15 protein-coding genes are annotated in these 13,504 nt (G+C 64.2%); 6 read left to right on the top strand and 9 right to left on the bottom strand.

Annotation, left to right across the window (positions count from 1 at the left end):
- Position 1 precedes the first annotated feature (1 nt).
- The 7 genes from AB3X99_RS04155 to AB3X99_RS04125 form a co-directional block, all read right to left on the bottom strand.
- On the bottom strand, positions 2 to 1,066 hold the full coding sequence (locus AB3X99_RS04155; RefSeq protein ID WP_368616182.1) for a phage major capsid protein: 1,065 nt from the start codon (positions 1,064 to 1,066) through the stop codon (positions 2 to 4).
- Positions 1,067 to 1,197: 131 nt separating this feature from the next.
- On the bottom strand, positions 1,198 to 2,079 hold the full coding sequence (locus AB3X99_RS04150) for a hypothetical protein (RefSeq protein WP_368616181.1): 882 nt from the start codon (positions 2,077 to 2,079) through the stop codon (positions 1,198 to 1,200).
- Between the two features lie 137 nt (positions 2,080 to 2,216).
- The gene (locus tag AB3X99_RS04145) at positions 2,217 to 3,452 is read right to left on the bottom strand and encodes an AAA family ATPase (protein WP_368616180.1); all 1,236 of its coding nucleotides are present in this window, start codon (positions 3,450 to 3,452) and stop codon (positions 2,217 to 2,219) included.
- Entirely contained in the window at positions 3,449 to 3,712 is a 264-nt protein-coding gene (locus tag AB3X99_RS04140) for a hypothetical protein (RefSeq protein WP_368616179.1), read from the bottom strand. The genes AB3X99_RS04145 and AB3X99_RS04140 overlap by 4 nt, the downstream gene beginning before the upstream one ends.
- Before the next feature lie 90 nt (positions 3,713 to 3,802).
- Positions 3,803 to 4,198 (bottom strand): hypothetical protein, encoded by a 396-nt coding sequence (locus tag AB3X99_RS04135; RefSeq protein ID WP_368616178.1) that lies wholly within the window; start codon positions 4,196 to 4,198, stop codon positions 3,803 to 3,805.
- A gap of 99 nt (positions 4,199 to 4,297) precedes the next feature.
- Positions 4,298 to 4,759, bottom strand: coding sequence for a hypothetical protein (locus tag AB3X99_RS04130; protein ID WP_368616177.1), 462 nt, complete (start codon positions 4,757 to 4,759; stop codon positions 4,298 to 4,300).
- On the bottom strand, positions 4,756 to 6,060 hold the full coding sequence (locus AB3X99_RS04125) for a tyrosine-type recombinase/integrase (protein WP_368616176.1): 1,305 nt from the start codon (positions 6,058 to 6,060) through the stop codon (positions 4,756 to 4,758). Before AB3X99_RS04125 ends, AB3X99_RS04130 begins: the two co-directional genes overlap by 4 nt.
- A 347-nt stretch (positions 6,061 to 6,407) precedes the next feature.
- Between AB3X99_RS04125 and AB3X99_RS04120 the strand changes: the two genes are divergently transcribed.
- From AB3X99_RS04120 to AB3X99_RS04095, 6 genes are all read left to right on the top strand, one after another.
- Positions 6,408 to 6,953: an NUDIX hydrolase gene (locus AB3X99_RS04120; RefSeq protein ID WP_069267568.1), complete on the top strand. Its 546-nt coding sequence runs from the start codon at positions 6,408 to 6,410 to the stop codon at positions 6,951 to 6,953.
- 26 nt (positions 6,954 to 6,979) lie between these two features.
- Positions 6,980 to 7,744, top strand: coding sequence for a leucyl/phenylalanyl-tRNA--protein transferase (aat, locus tag AB3X99_RS04115; RefSeq protein ID WP_069267569.1), 765 nt, complete (start codon positions 6,980 to 6,982; stop codon positions 7,742 to 7,744).
- 254 nt (positions 7,745 to 7,998) lie between these two features.
- Positions 7,999 to 8,772, top strand: coding sequence for an arginyltransferase (locus AB3X99_RS04110; protein ID WP_342945631.1), 774 nt, complete (start codon positions 7,999 to 8,001; stop codon positions 8,770 to 8,772).
- A gap of 79 nt (positions 8,773 to 8,851) precedes the next feature.
- Complete coding sequence (locus tag AB3X99_RS04105) at positions 8,852 to 9,886, top strand: quinone-dependent dihydroorotate dehydrogenase (protein ID WP_069267571.1); 1,035 nt, start codon at positions 8,852 to 8,854, stop codon at positions 9,884 to 9,886.
- 83 nt (positions 9,887 to 9,969) lie between these two features.
- Positions 9,970 to 10,767, top strand: a complete 798-nt coding sequence (locus AB3X99_RS04100; protein WP_368616175.1) for a cystine ABC transporter substrate-binding protein — start codon at positions 9,970 to 9,972, stop codon at positions 10,765 to 10,767.
- Between the two features lie 122 nt (positions 10,768 to 10,889).
- On the top strand, positions 10,890 to 11,549 hold the full coding sequence (locus AB3X99_RS04095) for an amino acid ABC transporter permease (protein ID WP_028204859.1): 660 nt from the start codon (positions 10,890 to 10,892) through the stop codon (positions 11,547 to 11,549).
- A 69-nt stretch (positions 11,550 to 11,618) separates the two neighbouring features.
- Here the strand turns inward: AB3X99_RS04095 and AB3X99_RS04090 are convergent, their stop codons facing one another.
- A complete protein-coding gene (locus tag AB3X99_RS04090; RefSeq protein WP_368616174.1) occupies positions 11,619 to 12,596 on the bottom strand; it encodes a Gfo/Idh/MocA family protein in 978 nt (325 codons plus the stop codon).
- Positions 12,597 to 12,774: 178 nt separating this feature from the next.
- Entirely contained in the window at positions 12,775 to 13,491 is a 717-nt protein-coding gene (locus tag AB3X99_RS04085) for a FadR/GntR family transcriptional regulator (protein ID WP_069267574.1), read from the bottom strand.
- Positions 13,492 to 13,504 lie beyond the last annotated feature (13 nt).

Genomic DNA, 13,504 nt, shown 5'->3' with positions numbered 1-13,504 from the left:
ATCACGCTCCCTTCGCGCGCTTCGTTGCCTTCGCCGGCGTGATCATCGTGCGCGCCGCCAGGGCGGGAAACACGCCGGTAATCGCGCCGCCCACGACATCGGCGAGCGGCTGCCAGTTCAGCCAGTGTTCGGCGCGGATTGCGCGCAGGTTGTTCTGCCACAGCGAGACCATCTGTGGGCCTTCGCCGTCGCCGAGGTCGAGCATGAGCGTCGCAGCCTTCGCCGCGCTGATCAGTGCGCCGGCATCGCTGAACGCGATGGCGCCGGGACAGATCCACGCGACGCTGCCGGGCGGAATGGCGGTTGACGTGATGCAGCCCAGGCCCGCGAGGAACCCGCCGTCGCGTGCGCTCAGTGTGCCGTGATCGCCGAGCCCGCTCGCAAGCCATCGCGGCGTGTCGCCGGAATTGATCACAAGCACGATGCCCTTGTCCAGCAGGTCGGGCGGGATCGACTGCAGCAGCGCGTCGAGGTCCGCAGGCGCGTCGCCCGTGCCGGCCGCAACATCGGTCAGCAGTCCGGGCGGCGTGGCCGCGTCGCCTGCACCTGCGCTAAACAGCGTGGCCTCGATGGCATCGACCAGTGCCTGCACGCAGGCGCGTTCAATCGCGGCGTCCACGTTGGCATTCGCGACGCGAAGCGATTCTTCGGTGAACGGCAAAACCGTCGCGATTTTCTTGACCGGAAGCCGCACGGTCAAGAAAGCGGGCGTGTCGCCGATGGGCTTGAGCATCGCTTCGCCAACCCAGGCGGCAGACGTGCCGCTCACGAGCGCGAGCCACGGCACGTAGGGCCTCACGTGCTGAAACTTGAAATACTGTTCGAGCTTGCCGAGCGCGCTGCGGCGTCGGATGAGGTCGGCGATGCGTCCGCCGTATGCGCCGAGCAGGTCGCTGTCGGGCGTGAGGGTGTCGGTGTCGATCAGGCCTTTGTCGATCACGACTTCGGCCTGCTGTGCGCCGCCGAAGTTACGACGGATGAAACCCTTTGCGGTTTCCGCGTCGCCGCCACTCAGGGCGAGTGCGCGCGCGCTGCGCGAAAGGCAAACGTCGAGGTCGTAGGCCATGTTGATTCCCCTGAGCGGGTCGGTCGCTCGTGCTTCACCGCATAGACTGCGCGCGCGCCGAAGCGCAGTCAAGAACGATTCATTCGCTTCCTATCGATCTTCTATTCTCAGTCCTGTCGCAAAATAGAATCTCAATCCGGCAAGCCCTTCAATGTCGCCCGCCATGCACCCATAACGGCTTCCATCGATTCGCGCTCGGCGCGCTCAATCTCGATCATGTGATTCCAGGCATCGATGTCGAGTAGCGCCACAATTTCCGCGCGCACGCGTTCGCGCAGATCGTTCGGGTTCATCGCGTCGAGTTCCCAACAGAAGCGCGGGCCGTAGCGTTCAACGAACCATCGATAGCGCGAGTCGCTGCGCTTCGTGTCGGCGTCGAAGGATTGCAGGTTGCCCGAGCGAACGTCGTCCTCGGTGAGCGCGATGCGGCGGAGGTCATACCAGTCGCCACCGTAGCGCTCGAGCCGCGCGGGCAGGTCCACTTCGCTCATGCACAGGCCGCTCGGGTCCCAGTCGCCCACGTACAGCAGCACCGTTTTCTTCTCGCGTCTGCCGATTGCCTCGGCAATGTCGTTGACCGCCGTGGCGGACGCGTAGCCGTGCATCACGCGAAAGGCTACGCCGAACTCATCGAGCACACTGGCGAGCACACCGCGCACGGTGCCCTTCTCGCTGATCACCTCCACAATGCATGGTTGCTCGCGCCAATAGTCCTTGCGGTACTGATCCATCACCGAGTCGATGAAACTCACACCGTCGCGCCACTGCGCGGCCTGCTCAACCTCGCGCGTCTCGTCAACGATCCAGTGCCACGGTATCAGCCCGCGCTCGCGTGCGATGGTCAGCAGGCGCGACACCTTTCCGGTTTCGTTCTTGTCGCTCATGCTGCCGATCAGCCCGAGCGTGAAGAGCTGGTAACACACGCTACGGACCGTAGTCGGCTTTATCTCGCGCAGGATGGTTGTGGCGACAGCGATCAGTTGCTTCGATGCTTCGTGCATTCCACGTCCCATTGTTCTCTCCGTGTAGTAATCGAAGGTCGTTACCTGGTCGTGCAATTCGTGTAAAGCGTGTAGAGGCGTGTAATTACGCGCGGCTACACGAACGTGTAACGTGTAAAGCGTGTATAGCCCCTTTAGGGGCTACACGCTTACACGCGTACACGTGAGCCGAAACCCGGGCCAAGCCTGAAATAGACGCCAGAACTCTGGATGGCACGCTTGGCCGTGAGCCATTTCCAGCCGTTGTCGAACGTGTTGCGCCGCTTCTCTTTATCCCGTGCCGCTTCCTCGCTGGCATCGTCAACATGGTTCAGGAAGTAGAACCGCTCACGCACGCGTTCCTTCTCCACGCCACGCCCGCCATATGGCGTGATGGTCGTGACCGCGAGCGGAACGCCGTGTTCGGCCAGCGCCTGCTCAAACGCATCCATCACCAGCCTGGCTGAATCGGACATCTTCTTCGGCACTTCGGATTTGGGCTGCGCTGGCGGGATCTCGTCGGTATCCTCGGCCACGAGCACCGTGACCGGCTCGCCAAACTCATCGAACAAGCCCGTGTCGAGTTTCACCATGCGCAGGTGGACCGTAAATCCTTGCGAGCCCAGGTCGCGCTGCTTCGTCACCCTGAGCGCCCGCAGGTCGCCACCGGCCAGCGTCAGCAGCAGCTCGCCGTCGAGGTCGGCGAACATCGACTTCGCGCCGCGCGCCTCATCCGTGCCGTTGAGCGTGTGATGCACGATGACCACGAGCGCTTCCAGATCGACGGCCAGCGTCTTGAGTGTGTTGCGTATGATGCCGAAGTCGCCGTTGTCGTTTTCCCGGGCCTCGCCGCGCGACGCGGAAAGCGTATCGATCACGATCAGGTTCACGGGCGGCATGCCGCGCGCCTCCATGTCCGCGGCAAGCTGGCGGATGGCGTATGCGGTTTCGAGGCTTTGCCTGAACAGGTCGAGCGGCTTCGGCACCACGGCGAGCGGTATGTAATCCAGTCCGTGATGCATCTTCACGCCAGCGATGCGCGAGATGATGTTGCCCGGCGATTCGGCTGCAACGTAGATGACGCTGCCCTCTGCCGTTTGCAGGCCGAGCACGGGCAGGCCGCCCGCCTTCATGCACGCGAGATACGTGGCGGCGGTTGATTTGCCAACCTGCGAACCCGCGATCAGGCTGACGACCTGCGCCATGGCACCCAGTTTCTGGATCACCTGTTTCGGCGGCGGGTGCGACCCGAACGTGATGTCGCTCGCCCACACCACGCACTCAACAAGCGGCGTGAATACGACGTGATGCGCCTCGCCAGGCGCTTCAGCGTCGTCGTATCCGTTTGAGCGATGTGGCCGGTTGATCGCTTCCGAGCGGGCATAGTCCTCATCGGTCGGCTTCATCGCGAGCCCCTGCCACGACTACGCAACCACTGGAGCGCTTCCTCGTTCACGTAGTCGGTAATCCACTCGCGATGCTCGCGCCACTGCGCGGGCGACATGCTGCGCTCGCAGCGCGCGAGTTCGCGCTCGATGGCGGCTTCGGTGCGCTGCTTCAGGGATTGCGCTTCGGGTGATAGGTGAGTAGGCTTGCTCCTGTCATCGTTGTTGGATTGAGTTACTGGCCCGCGTTTCGCCGCGGGCCTTCCTTTGTGATCGACCATAGCGGCCTCCACAGGTAAGTGGCGCGTTATGTGTCCTCGAAGTGCGCCCATTCTGTGATCGCGGCTCGCATGGCCGCGTTGTCCTGTGGATTACGCTGCGTTCGTTGCTGCTTCCTCGCGGGCGCGTTCTTCCATGCGTCGCTCCCACTCGCGCGCGGCCTTGTACGTGACGAGCACCTTGCGGCCGATCATCACTACGTCCGGGGCGTCGCCGCGCTTGCGCATCAGGTAGAACGTGCAACGGTCGATGTGATAGCGCGCGCAGAATTCCACCTGCGTCATTGCACCGTGTTCGGGATCGAACTTTGGTGGTGTCCACGGTTGCGGCACGCCGGCAGTTGTACCTGCATCCTTCGAGTTTGGTGGCGTGGCTTTCGTGCGCGGCCCACCGTGCGCCTTCTCGGCTGCGCCGGTTGCCTTGTCCGCGGCGGCGATTGCGCGGCTCGGGTCGGGGACGTTCGACGTTGCTTTCGCCTGAGTTTTCATTCGTTGCCTCTCACGTATTGGGGTGGATACGCGTAAATCATGGCAACAAAAAAAATGGCGTACAAAGCACGCCATTTAATCTTTTCGCGATACCAGGACTTATCCTGTTTTCCGTGGCCGTCCGCGCGCCAGTTTCGGCGTGATCTTGCGGATCGTGTCGGCGGGAATCCTGAACGTTTCGGCCAGTCGCTCCGTCCGCTCGCGCTTCGTCGTGACGCCCTCGAGTTTCAGTTTGCGGTCAGCACGCTTGATGTCCTTCCGCATGGCGTCCGTGATAACGGTTCTGTTCCTGCCGCTGATGCGGCTATTGAGCAGTGCGAGGAATGCACCTTCGCCGGACAGTGCGCGCGCCAGCAACGCTGCAAGATCGTCGCGCGCGCCATCCAGATCATCGCGGTCGTAGAGGTTGTTTCTGTTGAAAACGTCATCGACAATCTCGTACGCTTCATCGCGCGATACGACGCGCGGCGGGTAGCTCGGCGAGTACGTTTCCGCATCATGGCCCACCTCGCGCAGCACGTCGCGATACTGGTCCGTGAGTGTCTTGCGACGCGCGCTCATACTGCCGCCTTGCGTGACGCGCGCTTTTTCGCGGGGCCGTTGAACGCTGCGGCGACGGCGGCGTGCAGGTGGTCCGGTGCGAGGTGCGCGTAGCGTTCGACCATCGCATAACTCGAATGCCCCAACAACGTTTTCACGCGGTACAGGTCAACGCCGGCCGCGACCAACTGGCTCGCGAAGGTGTGTCTGCAATCGTGAAACCTGTACCGCTCGATCTGCGCCGCTTCGAGCAGCGCGTCCCACGCGTTACCGAAGTCGGTCAACGGCTCGCCGGTTTCCATGTTGGCGAACACGAACACGCGATGCGCGAGCGCCTTCCAGACCTTCAGGCAGGCGAGCAGTTCGTCACTGACCGGAATGTCGCGGCGCTTGTCGCTCTTGGCCACATCACGGCGCACATGGATCGTGCGCATTTCGAGATCGATGTCATCCCACTGCAGCGCCAGCAATTCGCCCTTGCGCATGCCGGAATTGAGCGCGGTCACGACAAGCGGTTGCAGATAGTCGGTGTAACGCACGTGCCGCAGCGAAGGCGGCGGCTTGAGCCTGCGCATGCGCCGGTGTGCGATGGTGCGTTGCCGTGCATCGCGGTTCGCTTCTTCGCGGGCCTCCATTGCCGCGTACAACCGTTCACGTTCGTCGGTCGACAGATAGCGCACGACGACATCGGCCTTGCCGTTGCGCTTGACCTTGCGCGCCGGGTTGTCGGCGATGAGTTCCGCATCGGTCGCCACGCGCAGCAGGCCTTGCAGGGCGTGCAGTTTGTTCGCGATGGTCTTGAGCTTGATGCCGGTTTTCGCGGCGCGGGCCTTCCAGCCTTCGAGCAGCCACGGCGTGAACTCATCAAGCGCACGGTCGAGGAATTCAGGAAACGACGACTTCACAAGCGCGGCGTTCGCCGTACTGATGCTGTTCGCTTCGAGGTAGGCGGTGTAGTCGGTGTCGAGGAACGCGCGCAGCGTCGGCACACCATGCGCGCGCCGGATCGTGTCGGCGGCGCGCTGCTTTTTCTCAATGATCGTCGCGGGCGTGTCGTTCTTCTGCGGCGACGTGTCGAGCAGTTTCCGGGCGGCTTCGCGGGCATCGGATGGACTCATAGCGGGGTACGATCCGATAGTCTTTCTCGGGAAGGTGCCGTCCGGCGCTTTGTAGCGCATGCAGTAGGAACGCTTGCCCCGCGCCGTGACGCGCACGGAAAAGCCGGTCAGTATGTCGTCGGCGTATTCCTGCGGTTCGCCTGTCGGGATGAGGTCGCGCACGAAATCGCGCGTGATCGCGTAGCGCTTTCGGGTCTGGGTCACGGGGAAAATTCCGTTTTGGGTAATCTTTGGGTACTGTCCGCCGCCAACATGCAGCAACACGTGACACCAAATTATACACCTAACCAATTGATAAAACAGGCGTTTGTCGCGTAGGCGGCCGTGGCCCGACGTTGTACGTTGTGTAGTGAAATCGGGCTCATAACCCGAAGGTCGTAGGTTCAAATCCTACCCCCGCAACCAGCAGAATTCGAAAGGGTTACAGGTCATTGGCCTGTAACCCTTTTTCCGTTTACGCCTCTTCCAGGCGCGGTCTTCCCATCGTTGGGCACATGAGCGAAGCCGCTGAGCGGTGATAAACTCGCATCACCCATCCCCCTATCGTGCCCATGAAATTCTGCTCGACTTGCGGTCAGGCGGTCAGCCTGCTCATTCCGCCCGGCGACAATCGCGAACGCTACGTCTGCTCACACTGCGGCACCATCCACTATCAGAATCCGCGCAACGTGGTCGGCACGGTTCCGGTCTGGGAAGACAAGGTGCTGTTGTGCCGCCGCGCGATCGAGCCGCGCTACGGCTACTGGACGCTGCCCGCCGGCTTCATGGAGATGGGAGAGACGACCGCCGAAGCCGCGGCACGCGAAACGCTCGAGGAAGCCGGCGCGCGCGTCGAGGTGCAGAACCTCTTTTCACTGCTGAACGTGCCGCGTGTGCATCAGGTGCATCTGTTCTATCTCGCGCGCCTGCTCGACATCGATATCGCAGCCGGCGAGGAAAGTCTCGAAGTGCGGCTTTTCGACGAGCACGAAATTCCCTGGGACGACATTGCGTTCCCAACGGTCGGGCAGACCCTGCGCTGTTTCTTCGCCGATCGCCAGTCGGGCAGCTTCGGGCTGCACACCGGCGACGTCCTGCGCTCGCTGCGCGACGGCTGATCGCCCTTCTAACCAAGCCCGCGACGATGGTCCCCTGGCTTTCGCCCGACGAACCGTTTCCCGCCGTCGAGCGCGCACTCGGCGCGTCGAGCGGCGCGCCAGGCCTGCTCGCCGCCAGCGCGGACCTGCTGCCGTCACGCCTCATCGATGCCTACCGGCGCGGCATTTTCCCGTGGTACTCGGACGGCCAGCCGGTGCTCTGGTGGAGCCCCGACCCGCGCATGATCCTGCGCCCCGACGAATTCAAGGTCTCGCCCTCCTTCAGGAAAACGCTCAAGCGCGTGCTGCGTGAGGACGCGTGGGAAATTCGCGTCGACAACAATTTCGCCGCCGTGATGCGCGCGTGCGCGAACGCGCCGCGGCGCGGCCAGCGCGGCACGTGGATCACCGGCGACGTGATCGACGCCTACTCCACCCTGCACCGCGTGGGCGATGCGCACAGCGTCGAGGCCTGGTTCGGCGGCGAGCGTGTGGGGGGCCTCTACGGCGTGGCGCTCGGCACGATGTTCTTCGGCGAGTCGATGTTCGCTTCCATGACCGACGCGTCGAAGATCGCGCTCGCGGCGCTCGTCGCGCATCTGCGCCGTCACGGCGTCGAGTTGATCGATTGCCAGCAGAACACCGCGCATCTCGCCTCGCTCGGCGGGCGCGAAATCTCGCGCAAGGCGTTCATCGCCCACGTGCGCACGCACGTGAATGCCGCGCCCATTCCCTGGAAGTTCGACAAAGCCGTGCTCGCCGATCTGCTCGGCGGCAGGGGCGCGCCAGACGAGTTCTTGCCCGCAGCGTGAATGGCAGGCGAGCGGCAAATGAGTGGCACATGAGCGGCGTATGATCGCTCGCGTGCGGGCTTGCGACAGCCCACGCAATTCGATGGATACATGTTCGGCGTCAATGTTAGACTGAATAGCGAACCCATCGCAGCCCGGCCTTCCCTGGCACGCCATGTGCGGCGCGCCGTATGGCCTGGCAAGGCTTGCGCGTGAGGCTGGGTGCGCGACGCGCGCGCCACGCGACGATCCGAACTGCTACGAGAGCTGCCAACGTGACGCATCCAAACGAGCTGCCGCTTTCACCGCTTTCCGCGCTGCAATTCTATGCAACGGCGCCCTACCCCTGTAGTTACCTGGAGGGGCGCATCGCGCGCTCGCAGGTGGCAACGCCCAGTCATCTCATCAACTCCGACGTCTATACCGATCTCGTGAAGGCCGGCTTCCGGCGCTCGGGCGTGTTCACCTATCGCCCCTACTGCGATGGCTGCCGCGCGTGCGTGCCGGTGCGTGTGCCGGTCGAGCGCTTCACGCCGAGCCGCACGCAGCGTCGCGCGTGGAAGCGGCACGGCGCGCTCGTCGCCACGGTCGCGCCGCTGCACTACGACGAGGCGCATTACGCGCTCTACATGCGCTATCAGTCCGCGCGCCACGCGGGCGGCGGCATGGATCGCGACAGCCGCGACCAGTACGAGCAGTTCCTGCTGCAAAGCCGGATCAACTCACGGCTGGTCGAATTCCGCGAGCCGGACCCTGGTCATCCGGACGAGCCCGGCGCGTTGCGCATGGTGAGCATGATCGACATCCTCGGCGACGGGCTCTCGTCGGTCTACACGTTCTTCGACCCGGACACGCTCCACACGAGCTACGGCACCTACAACATCCTCTGGCAGATCGAGCAGGCCCGCAGCCTTCAGCTGCCTTACGTGTATCTCGGCTACTGGATCCGCGAGAGTCCGAAAATGGCCTACAAGGCGCACTTTCAGCCGCTCGAAGGGCTCTTCGACGGCGCATGGGCGCCACTCACGCCGCTCACGCCCGAAGCCTGAGCCTGCGGCGCATCGCCCAGGGTCCGCGTTACCGCTAAAATAGCGGGTTCCCATTTTCTGGCGCCCGCGCCTTCTTCCCGTGTTCAGCACCCTTTATCCGTTCGTCCGCGACCAGCTCTTTCGCATGGACGCCGAAGACGCCCATCACCTCTCGCTGCGCATGATCGGCGCCGCCGGCCGCACCGGCATGGCGGGCCTGCTCGCCCCGCGCGTGCCCGATTCGCCGCGCACCGTCATGGGCCTCACCTTCCGCAACCCGGTGGGACTCGCAGCGGGCCTCGACAAGGAAGGCGCCGCGATCGACGGTTTCGCCGCGCTCGGCTTCGGCTTCATCGAGGTGGGCACCGTGACGCCGCGCCCGCAGCCGGGCAACCCGCGCCCGCGCATTTTCCGGCTGCCGCAGGCGGGCGGCATCATCAACCGCATGGGGTTCAACAACCACGGCGTCGAGCAGTTCGTGAAGAACGTGCAGGCCGCGCGCTATCGCGGCATTCTCGGCCTGAATATCGGCAAGAACGCCGACACGCCGATCGAGCGCGCCGCCGACGACTATCTCTTCTGCCTCGAGCGCGTCTATCCGTTCGCGAGCTACGTGACGATCAACATCTCGTCGCCGAACACGAAGAATCTGCGCCAGCTGCAAGGCGGCGGCGAACTCGACGCCCTGCTCGCCGCGCTCAAGGACAAGCAGCAGCGTCTCGCAGACATGCACGGCAAGCTCGTGCCGCTCGCGCTGAAGATCGCGCCCGATCTCGACGACGAGCAGGTCAAGGAAATCGCTGATACGCTCCTGCGCCACAAGATCGAAGGCGTGATCGCGACCAACACCACGCTCTCGCGCGCGGCGGTGGAAGGCATGCCAAATGCGAACGAAACGGGTGGCCTCTCGGGACGCCCGGTATTCGACGCCTCGAACAACGTGATCCGCAAGCTGCGCGCCGAATTGGGCGGCGACGTGCCGATCATCGGCGTGGGCGGCATTTTTTCGGGCGACGACGCGCGCGCGAAGATCGCGGCCGGCGCCTCGCTCGTGCAGGTCTACACGGGCTTCATCTACCGCGGCCCGGCACTCGTCGCCGAATGTGCGCGGGCGCTGGCCCCGGGCCGCGCGTAAAGCTATAGTGGCAGGCTAGTCATGGCGCATCGGAGGCGCTGTGCGCTAGCACCAGAATCGCAGCAGCAGAACAAGAGGAAAACATGAAATCCGGTTTGCTGAAAAAACTCCTTGCACTTGCAATCGTTGGCGCATCGTTCGTCGCAGCCAGCGCCCACGCCGATGACCTGCTCGACCAGGCCAAGGCACGCGGCACGCTGCGCATCGGTCTCGAAGGCACGTTCCCCCCGTTCAACTCGAAGGCGCCCAACGGCGAACTGGTCGGCTATGACGTCGACATCGCCCGAGCCGTCGCCGCGAAAATGGGCCTCAAGCCCGAATTCGTCACGACCGAATGGAGCGGCATCATCGCGGGCCTGCAGGCAGGCAAGTTCGACGTGATCGTGAACCAGGTCGGCGTGACCGACCAGCGCAAGGCCGTGCTCGACTTCTCGCCGGCGTACACGTACTCGGCCGCGCAGCTCATCCAGCGCAAGGACGACACGCGCGAGTTCAAGACGCTCGAAGACCTCAAGGGCAAGAAGCTCGGCGTCGGCCTCGGCACCAACTACATGGACATGGCCAAGTCGGTGCCTGGCATCGACGTGAAGACCTACCCGGGCGCCCCCGAGTATCTGCGCGACCTCGCAGCGGGCCGCCTCGACGCGGCGCTCAACGACCGCCTGATGCTCGCCTACCTGCTGAAGAACTCGCAGTTGCCGCTGCGCACGGGCGCGATGGTCGGCGCCGGCAACCCGTCGGCCATCCCGTTCAAGAAGGGCAATCCGAAGTTCGCCAAGGCGATCGACGACGCGATGACGCAACTCGAAGCCGATGGCACCTTCACGAAGATCTCGGACAAGTGGTTCGGCATCGACGTGACCAAGCCGATCTCACAATGATCCGGCAATGATCGCGAGCGCCGCACAGTCCGGCTGACGCGAAGGGCGGCATCGCACGATGCCGCCCTTCGCACATACGCCTCCATTGCAAACCGCGCCACTTCCATTCGTTACCTACGCCCATGCCCATCTATACGCTCATCATCCAGTCGCTGCCGGTGCTCGCACAGGGCGCGGTGCTGACGGTCAAGTTCGCCGTGCTTTCGATGATCTTCGGGCTCATCGGCGGTGCCGTGCTCGCGCTCATGGGCATCAGCTCGAACCGCACGCTCGTGTTCATCGCGCGCGTGTATGTGAGCCTGATGCGCGGCACGCCGCTGCTCGTGCAGATCTTCGTCATTTATTACGGATTGCCGAGCGTCGGCATCTCGCTCGACCCGACGCCCGCAGGCGTGATCGCGCTCTCTGCGAACGTGGCGGCGTATCTCTCGGAGAGCATGCGTGGCGCGATTCTCGGCATTCACAGCGGACAGTGGCTCGCGGCCTATAGCCTAGGCCTCTCGCGCACGCAGACGCTGCGCTACGTGATCGCGCCGCAGGCGTTGCGCATCGCCGTGCCGAGTCTCTCGAACAGCCTCATCAGCCTCATCAAGGACACCTCGCTCGTTTCGGTCATCACCGTGACAGAGCTGCTGCGCAGCGCGCAGGAAATCATCGCTTCGACGTATCAGCCGCTGCCGCTCTATCTCGCGGCGGCCGCCGTGTACTGGGTGCTTTGCCAGGTGCTCGAATGGGTGCAGCACTGGTACGAAAGGCGCCTCGCACTGCCTGCACGCCACTGATAGCACATGCGTTTACAGACACGGCCCGCACATGCGGGCCGTTTCGCTTACGGGCCGCTGTTTAGCGTGTCATTCGCACGGAAAACGCAGTCCGAGCGCCGCTCGCGCCGCGTCGGCCATGGCGAGCATGCGGCGCGAGGTATCGTGCGTCATCACCGGGCTTTCGAGCGCACCCGCGCGCAGCAGCTCGCAGAAGTGCGCCGTTTCGTAGTTGAGGCCGCCACCCTCGAACGGCTCGTCGAGTTCGACGACGCGGCCATCCACATAGCGCACCGTTGCGCGAACCGGATTCCACCAGTTCGCGTGTATCGTCACATTGCCGAGCGGCCCCGCCAGCAGTGCGTCGCCATAACCGTGCAGATCGAGCCCGCAGAATAATTGCGCAATACCGCGCTCATGCTGGCAATTGAGACTCGCGAAGGTATCCACGCCAGTCGAGCCGAGGCGCCCGACGGTCTGCACCTCGCGCGGCGCGCCGAGCCAGTCGACGGCAAGAAACATTTCGTACACGCCGATGTCGAGCAGCGCACCGCCCGCTTGCTCGAACGAAAGCGATGGATGGTCAGCAGGCACGCTGGCCACCGAACAGCCCGCGCGCACGAGCCCGACCGGCCCGATGGGGTCATCGTCCAGTTGCGCGCGCAACTTTCGATAGAGGGGATAAAACGGCGGCTTCATCGCCTCCATGAAGAGGCGCTGCGCGCGGCGCGCCGCGTCGAGCACGCGTTCGAGCTGCGCGCCGTTGACCGTGGCGGGCTTTTCGCACAGCACGGGCAGGCCGGCTTCGAGCGCGGCAATGGCGTACTGGGCGTGACTGTCCTGCATCGTGGCGATATACACGGCGTCGATGCCGCTCGCGAAGAGCGCATCCACGCTCTCGCACGCCTGCGCGCCGCAGGTCGCGGCAAACGCCTGCGCAGTGGCCGCGCGCCGCGACCAGACCGCTTCGACGCGCGCATGCGGCACGTGCGCGACGCCCTGCGCGAAGCGATGCGCAATGCGGCCCGCGCCGACGATGCCCCAACGTATCGTTTGTGTTTCGCTCATGTGCTGCGTGCTCCGGCTGTGAAGTCGCGGGCGGCCGCACGACGTACGTCATGTACGTCACGCGCGGCGCACCCAAAGACACGCACGATACCGGCACACGCGGCGCGCCGCAATGCGCTCGCATCGATCCACGCACAGCGCCTGGATCGATGCGAGCGAAGCGACGCCGCGAACGGCCTTAGCGCTGCTCCAACTCCGGCGCGAGCGCGCGAGTGAGTTCGTCGGCGGTGTATTCGATCATCGCGAGCGCGGCCGCTTCGGCTTCCTTCGGCGCACGCCGCTCGATCGCTTCGACGATGCGCCCATGGGCCGCCACGACGTTGTTCCAGCCGCCGTCACGCGTGCTGAGAATCGGATTCACCAGCGAGAGCGCGCCACGAATGATCGCGGCCATCTGCTGATAAAACTGATTCCCGCTCGCCGCGAGGATGCGCGTGTGCAGAAGCGCGTCGGCGGTCTGGAAATTCGGATCGTCGGTGCTCGTCTGGCGCAGCGCCTCGAACGCCTCGCGAATGCCGGCAATGTCCGCCGCGCTCGCGCGCGTGGCCGCGAGCGCGCACGCCGCCGGTTCGATCAGGCCGCGAAATTCGATTACGTCGCGCAAAAACGTCTTGTCCGGTTTCGAGCGGAAACGCCAGTTCACGACGTCCTCGTCGATCATGCGCCAGTCGCGCATGGGCCGGATGCGCGTGCCTATTTTCGGCCGCACGTCGAGCATATGACGCGCGAGCAGCATGGAGAGCGCCTCGCGCATCACCGTGCGGCTCACGTCGAACTCCTTCGAGAGGATGTCCTGCGGTGGCAGCACGGCGCCATACCGCTCCTCGACGATGCCTGAAATCAGCCCGTCCATCACCTTGCTGACGAGCGAGCGTTCCTTGTTCCCCAGTTCCATGACCCTACCCCCC

Source organism: Paraburkholderia sp. BR10882, from assembly GCF_040948855.1.
GTDB lineage: Bacteria > Pseudomonadota > Gammaproteobacteria > Burkholderiales > Burkholderiaceae > Paraburkholderia > Paraburkholderia nodosa_A.
This window is presented reverse-complemented; position numbering and strand designations above follow the sequence as displayed.

What these genes read in the sequence shown, in the direction of transcription:
- AB3X99_RS04140 (WP_368616179.1), bottom strand. Translation starts at nt 3,712, where the DNA reads ATGGTCGATCACAAAGGAAGGCCCGCGGCGAAACGCGGGCCAGTAACT.
- AB3X99_RS04135 (WP_368616178.1), bottom strand. Translation starts at nt 4,198, where the DNA reads ATGAAAACTCAGGCGAAAGCAACGTCGAACGTCCCCGACCCGAGCCGC.
- AB3X99_RS04155 (WP_368616182.1), bottom strand. Translation starts at nt 1,066, where the DNA reads ATGGCCTACGACCTCGACGTTTGCCTTTCGCGCAGCGCGCGCGCACTC.
- AB3X99_RS04130 (WP_368616177.1), bottom strand. Translation starts at nt 4,759, where the DNA reads ATGAGCGCGCGTCGCAAGACACTCACGGACCAGTATCGCGACGTGCTG.
- AB3X99_RS04120 (WP_069267568.1), top strand. Translation starts at nt 6,408, where the DNA reads ATGAAATTCTGCTCGACTTGCGGTCAGGCGGTCAGCCTGCTCATTCCG.
- aat (WP_069267569.1), top strand. Translation starts at nt 6,980, where the DNA reads ATGGTCCCCTGGCTTTCGCCCGACGAACCGTTTCCCGCCGTCGAGCGC.
- AB3X99_RS04150 (WP_368616181.1), bottom strand. Translation starts at nt 2,079, where the DNA reads ATGGGACGTGGAATGCACGAAGCATCGAAGCAACTGATCGCTGTCGCC.
- AB3X99_RS04085 (WP_069267574.1), bottom strand. Translation starts at nt 13,491, where the DNA reads ATGGAACTGGGGAACAAGGAACGCTCGCTCGTCAGCAAGGTGATGGAC.
- AB3X99_RS04100 (WP_368616175.1), top strand. Translation starts at nt 9,970, where the DNA reads ATGAAATCCGGTTTGCTGAAAAAACTCCTTGCACTTGCAATCGTTGGC.
- AB3X99_RS04095 (WP_028204859.1), top strand. Translation starts at nt 10,890, where the DNA reads ATGCCCATCTATACGCTCATCATCCAGTCGCTGCCGGTGCTCGCACAG.
- AB3X99_RS04090 (WP_368616174.1), bottom strand. Translation starts at nt 12,596, where the DNA reads ATGAGCGAAACACAAACGATACGTTGGGGCATCGTCGGCGCGGGCCGC.
- AB3X99_RS04145 (WP_368616180.1), bottom strand. Translation starts at nt 3,452, where the DNA reads ATGAAGCCGACCGATGAGGACTATGCCCGCTCGGAAGCGATCAACCGG.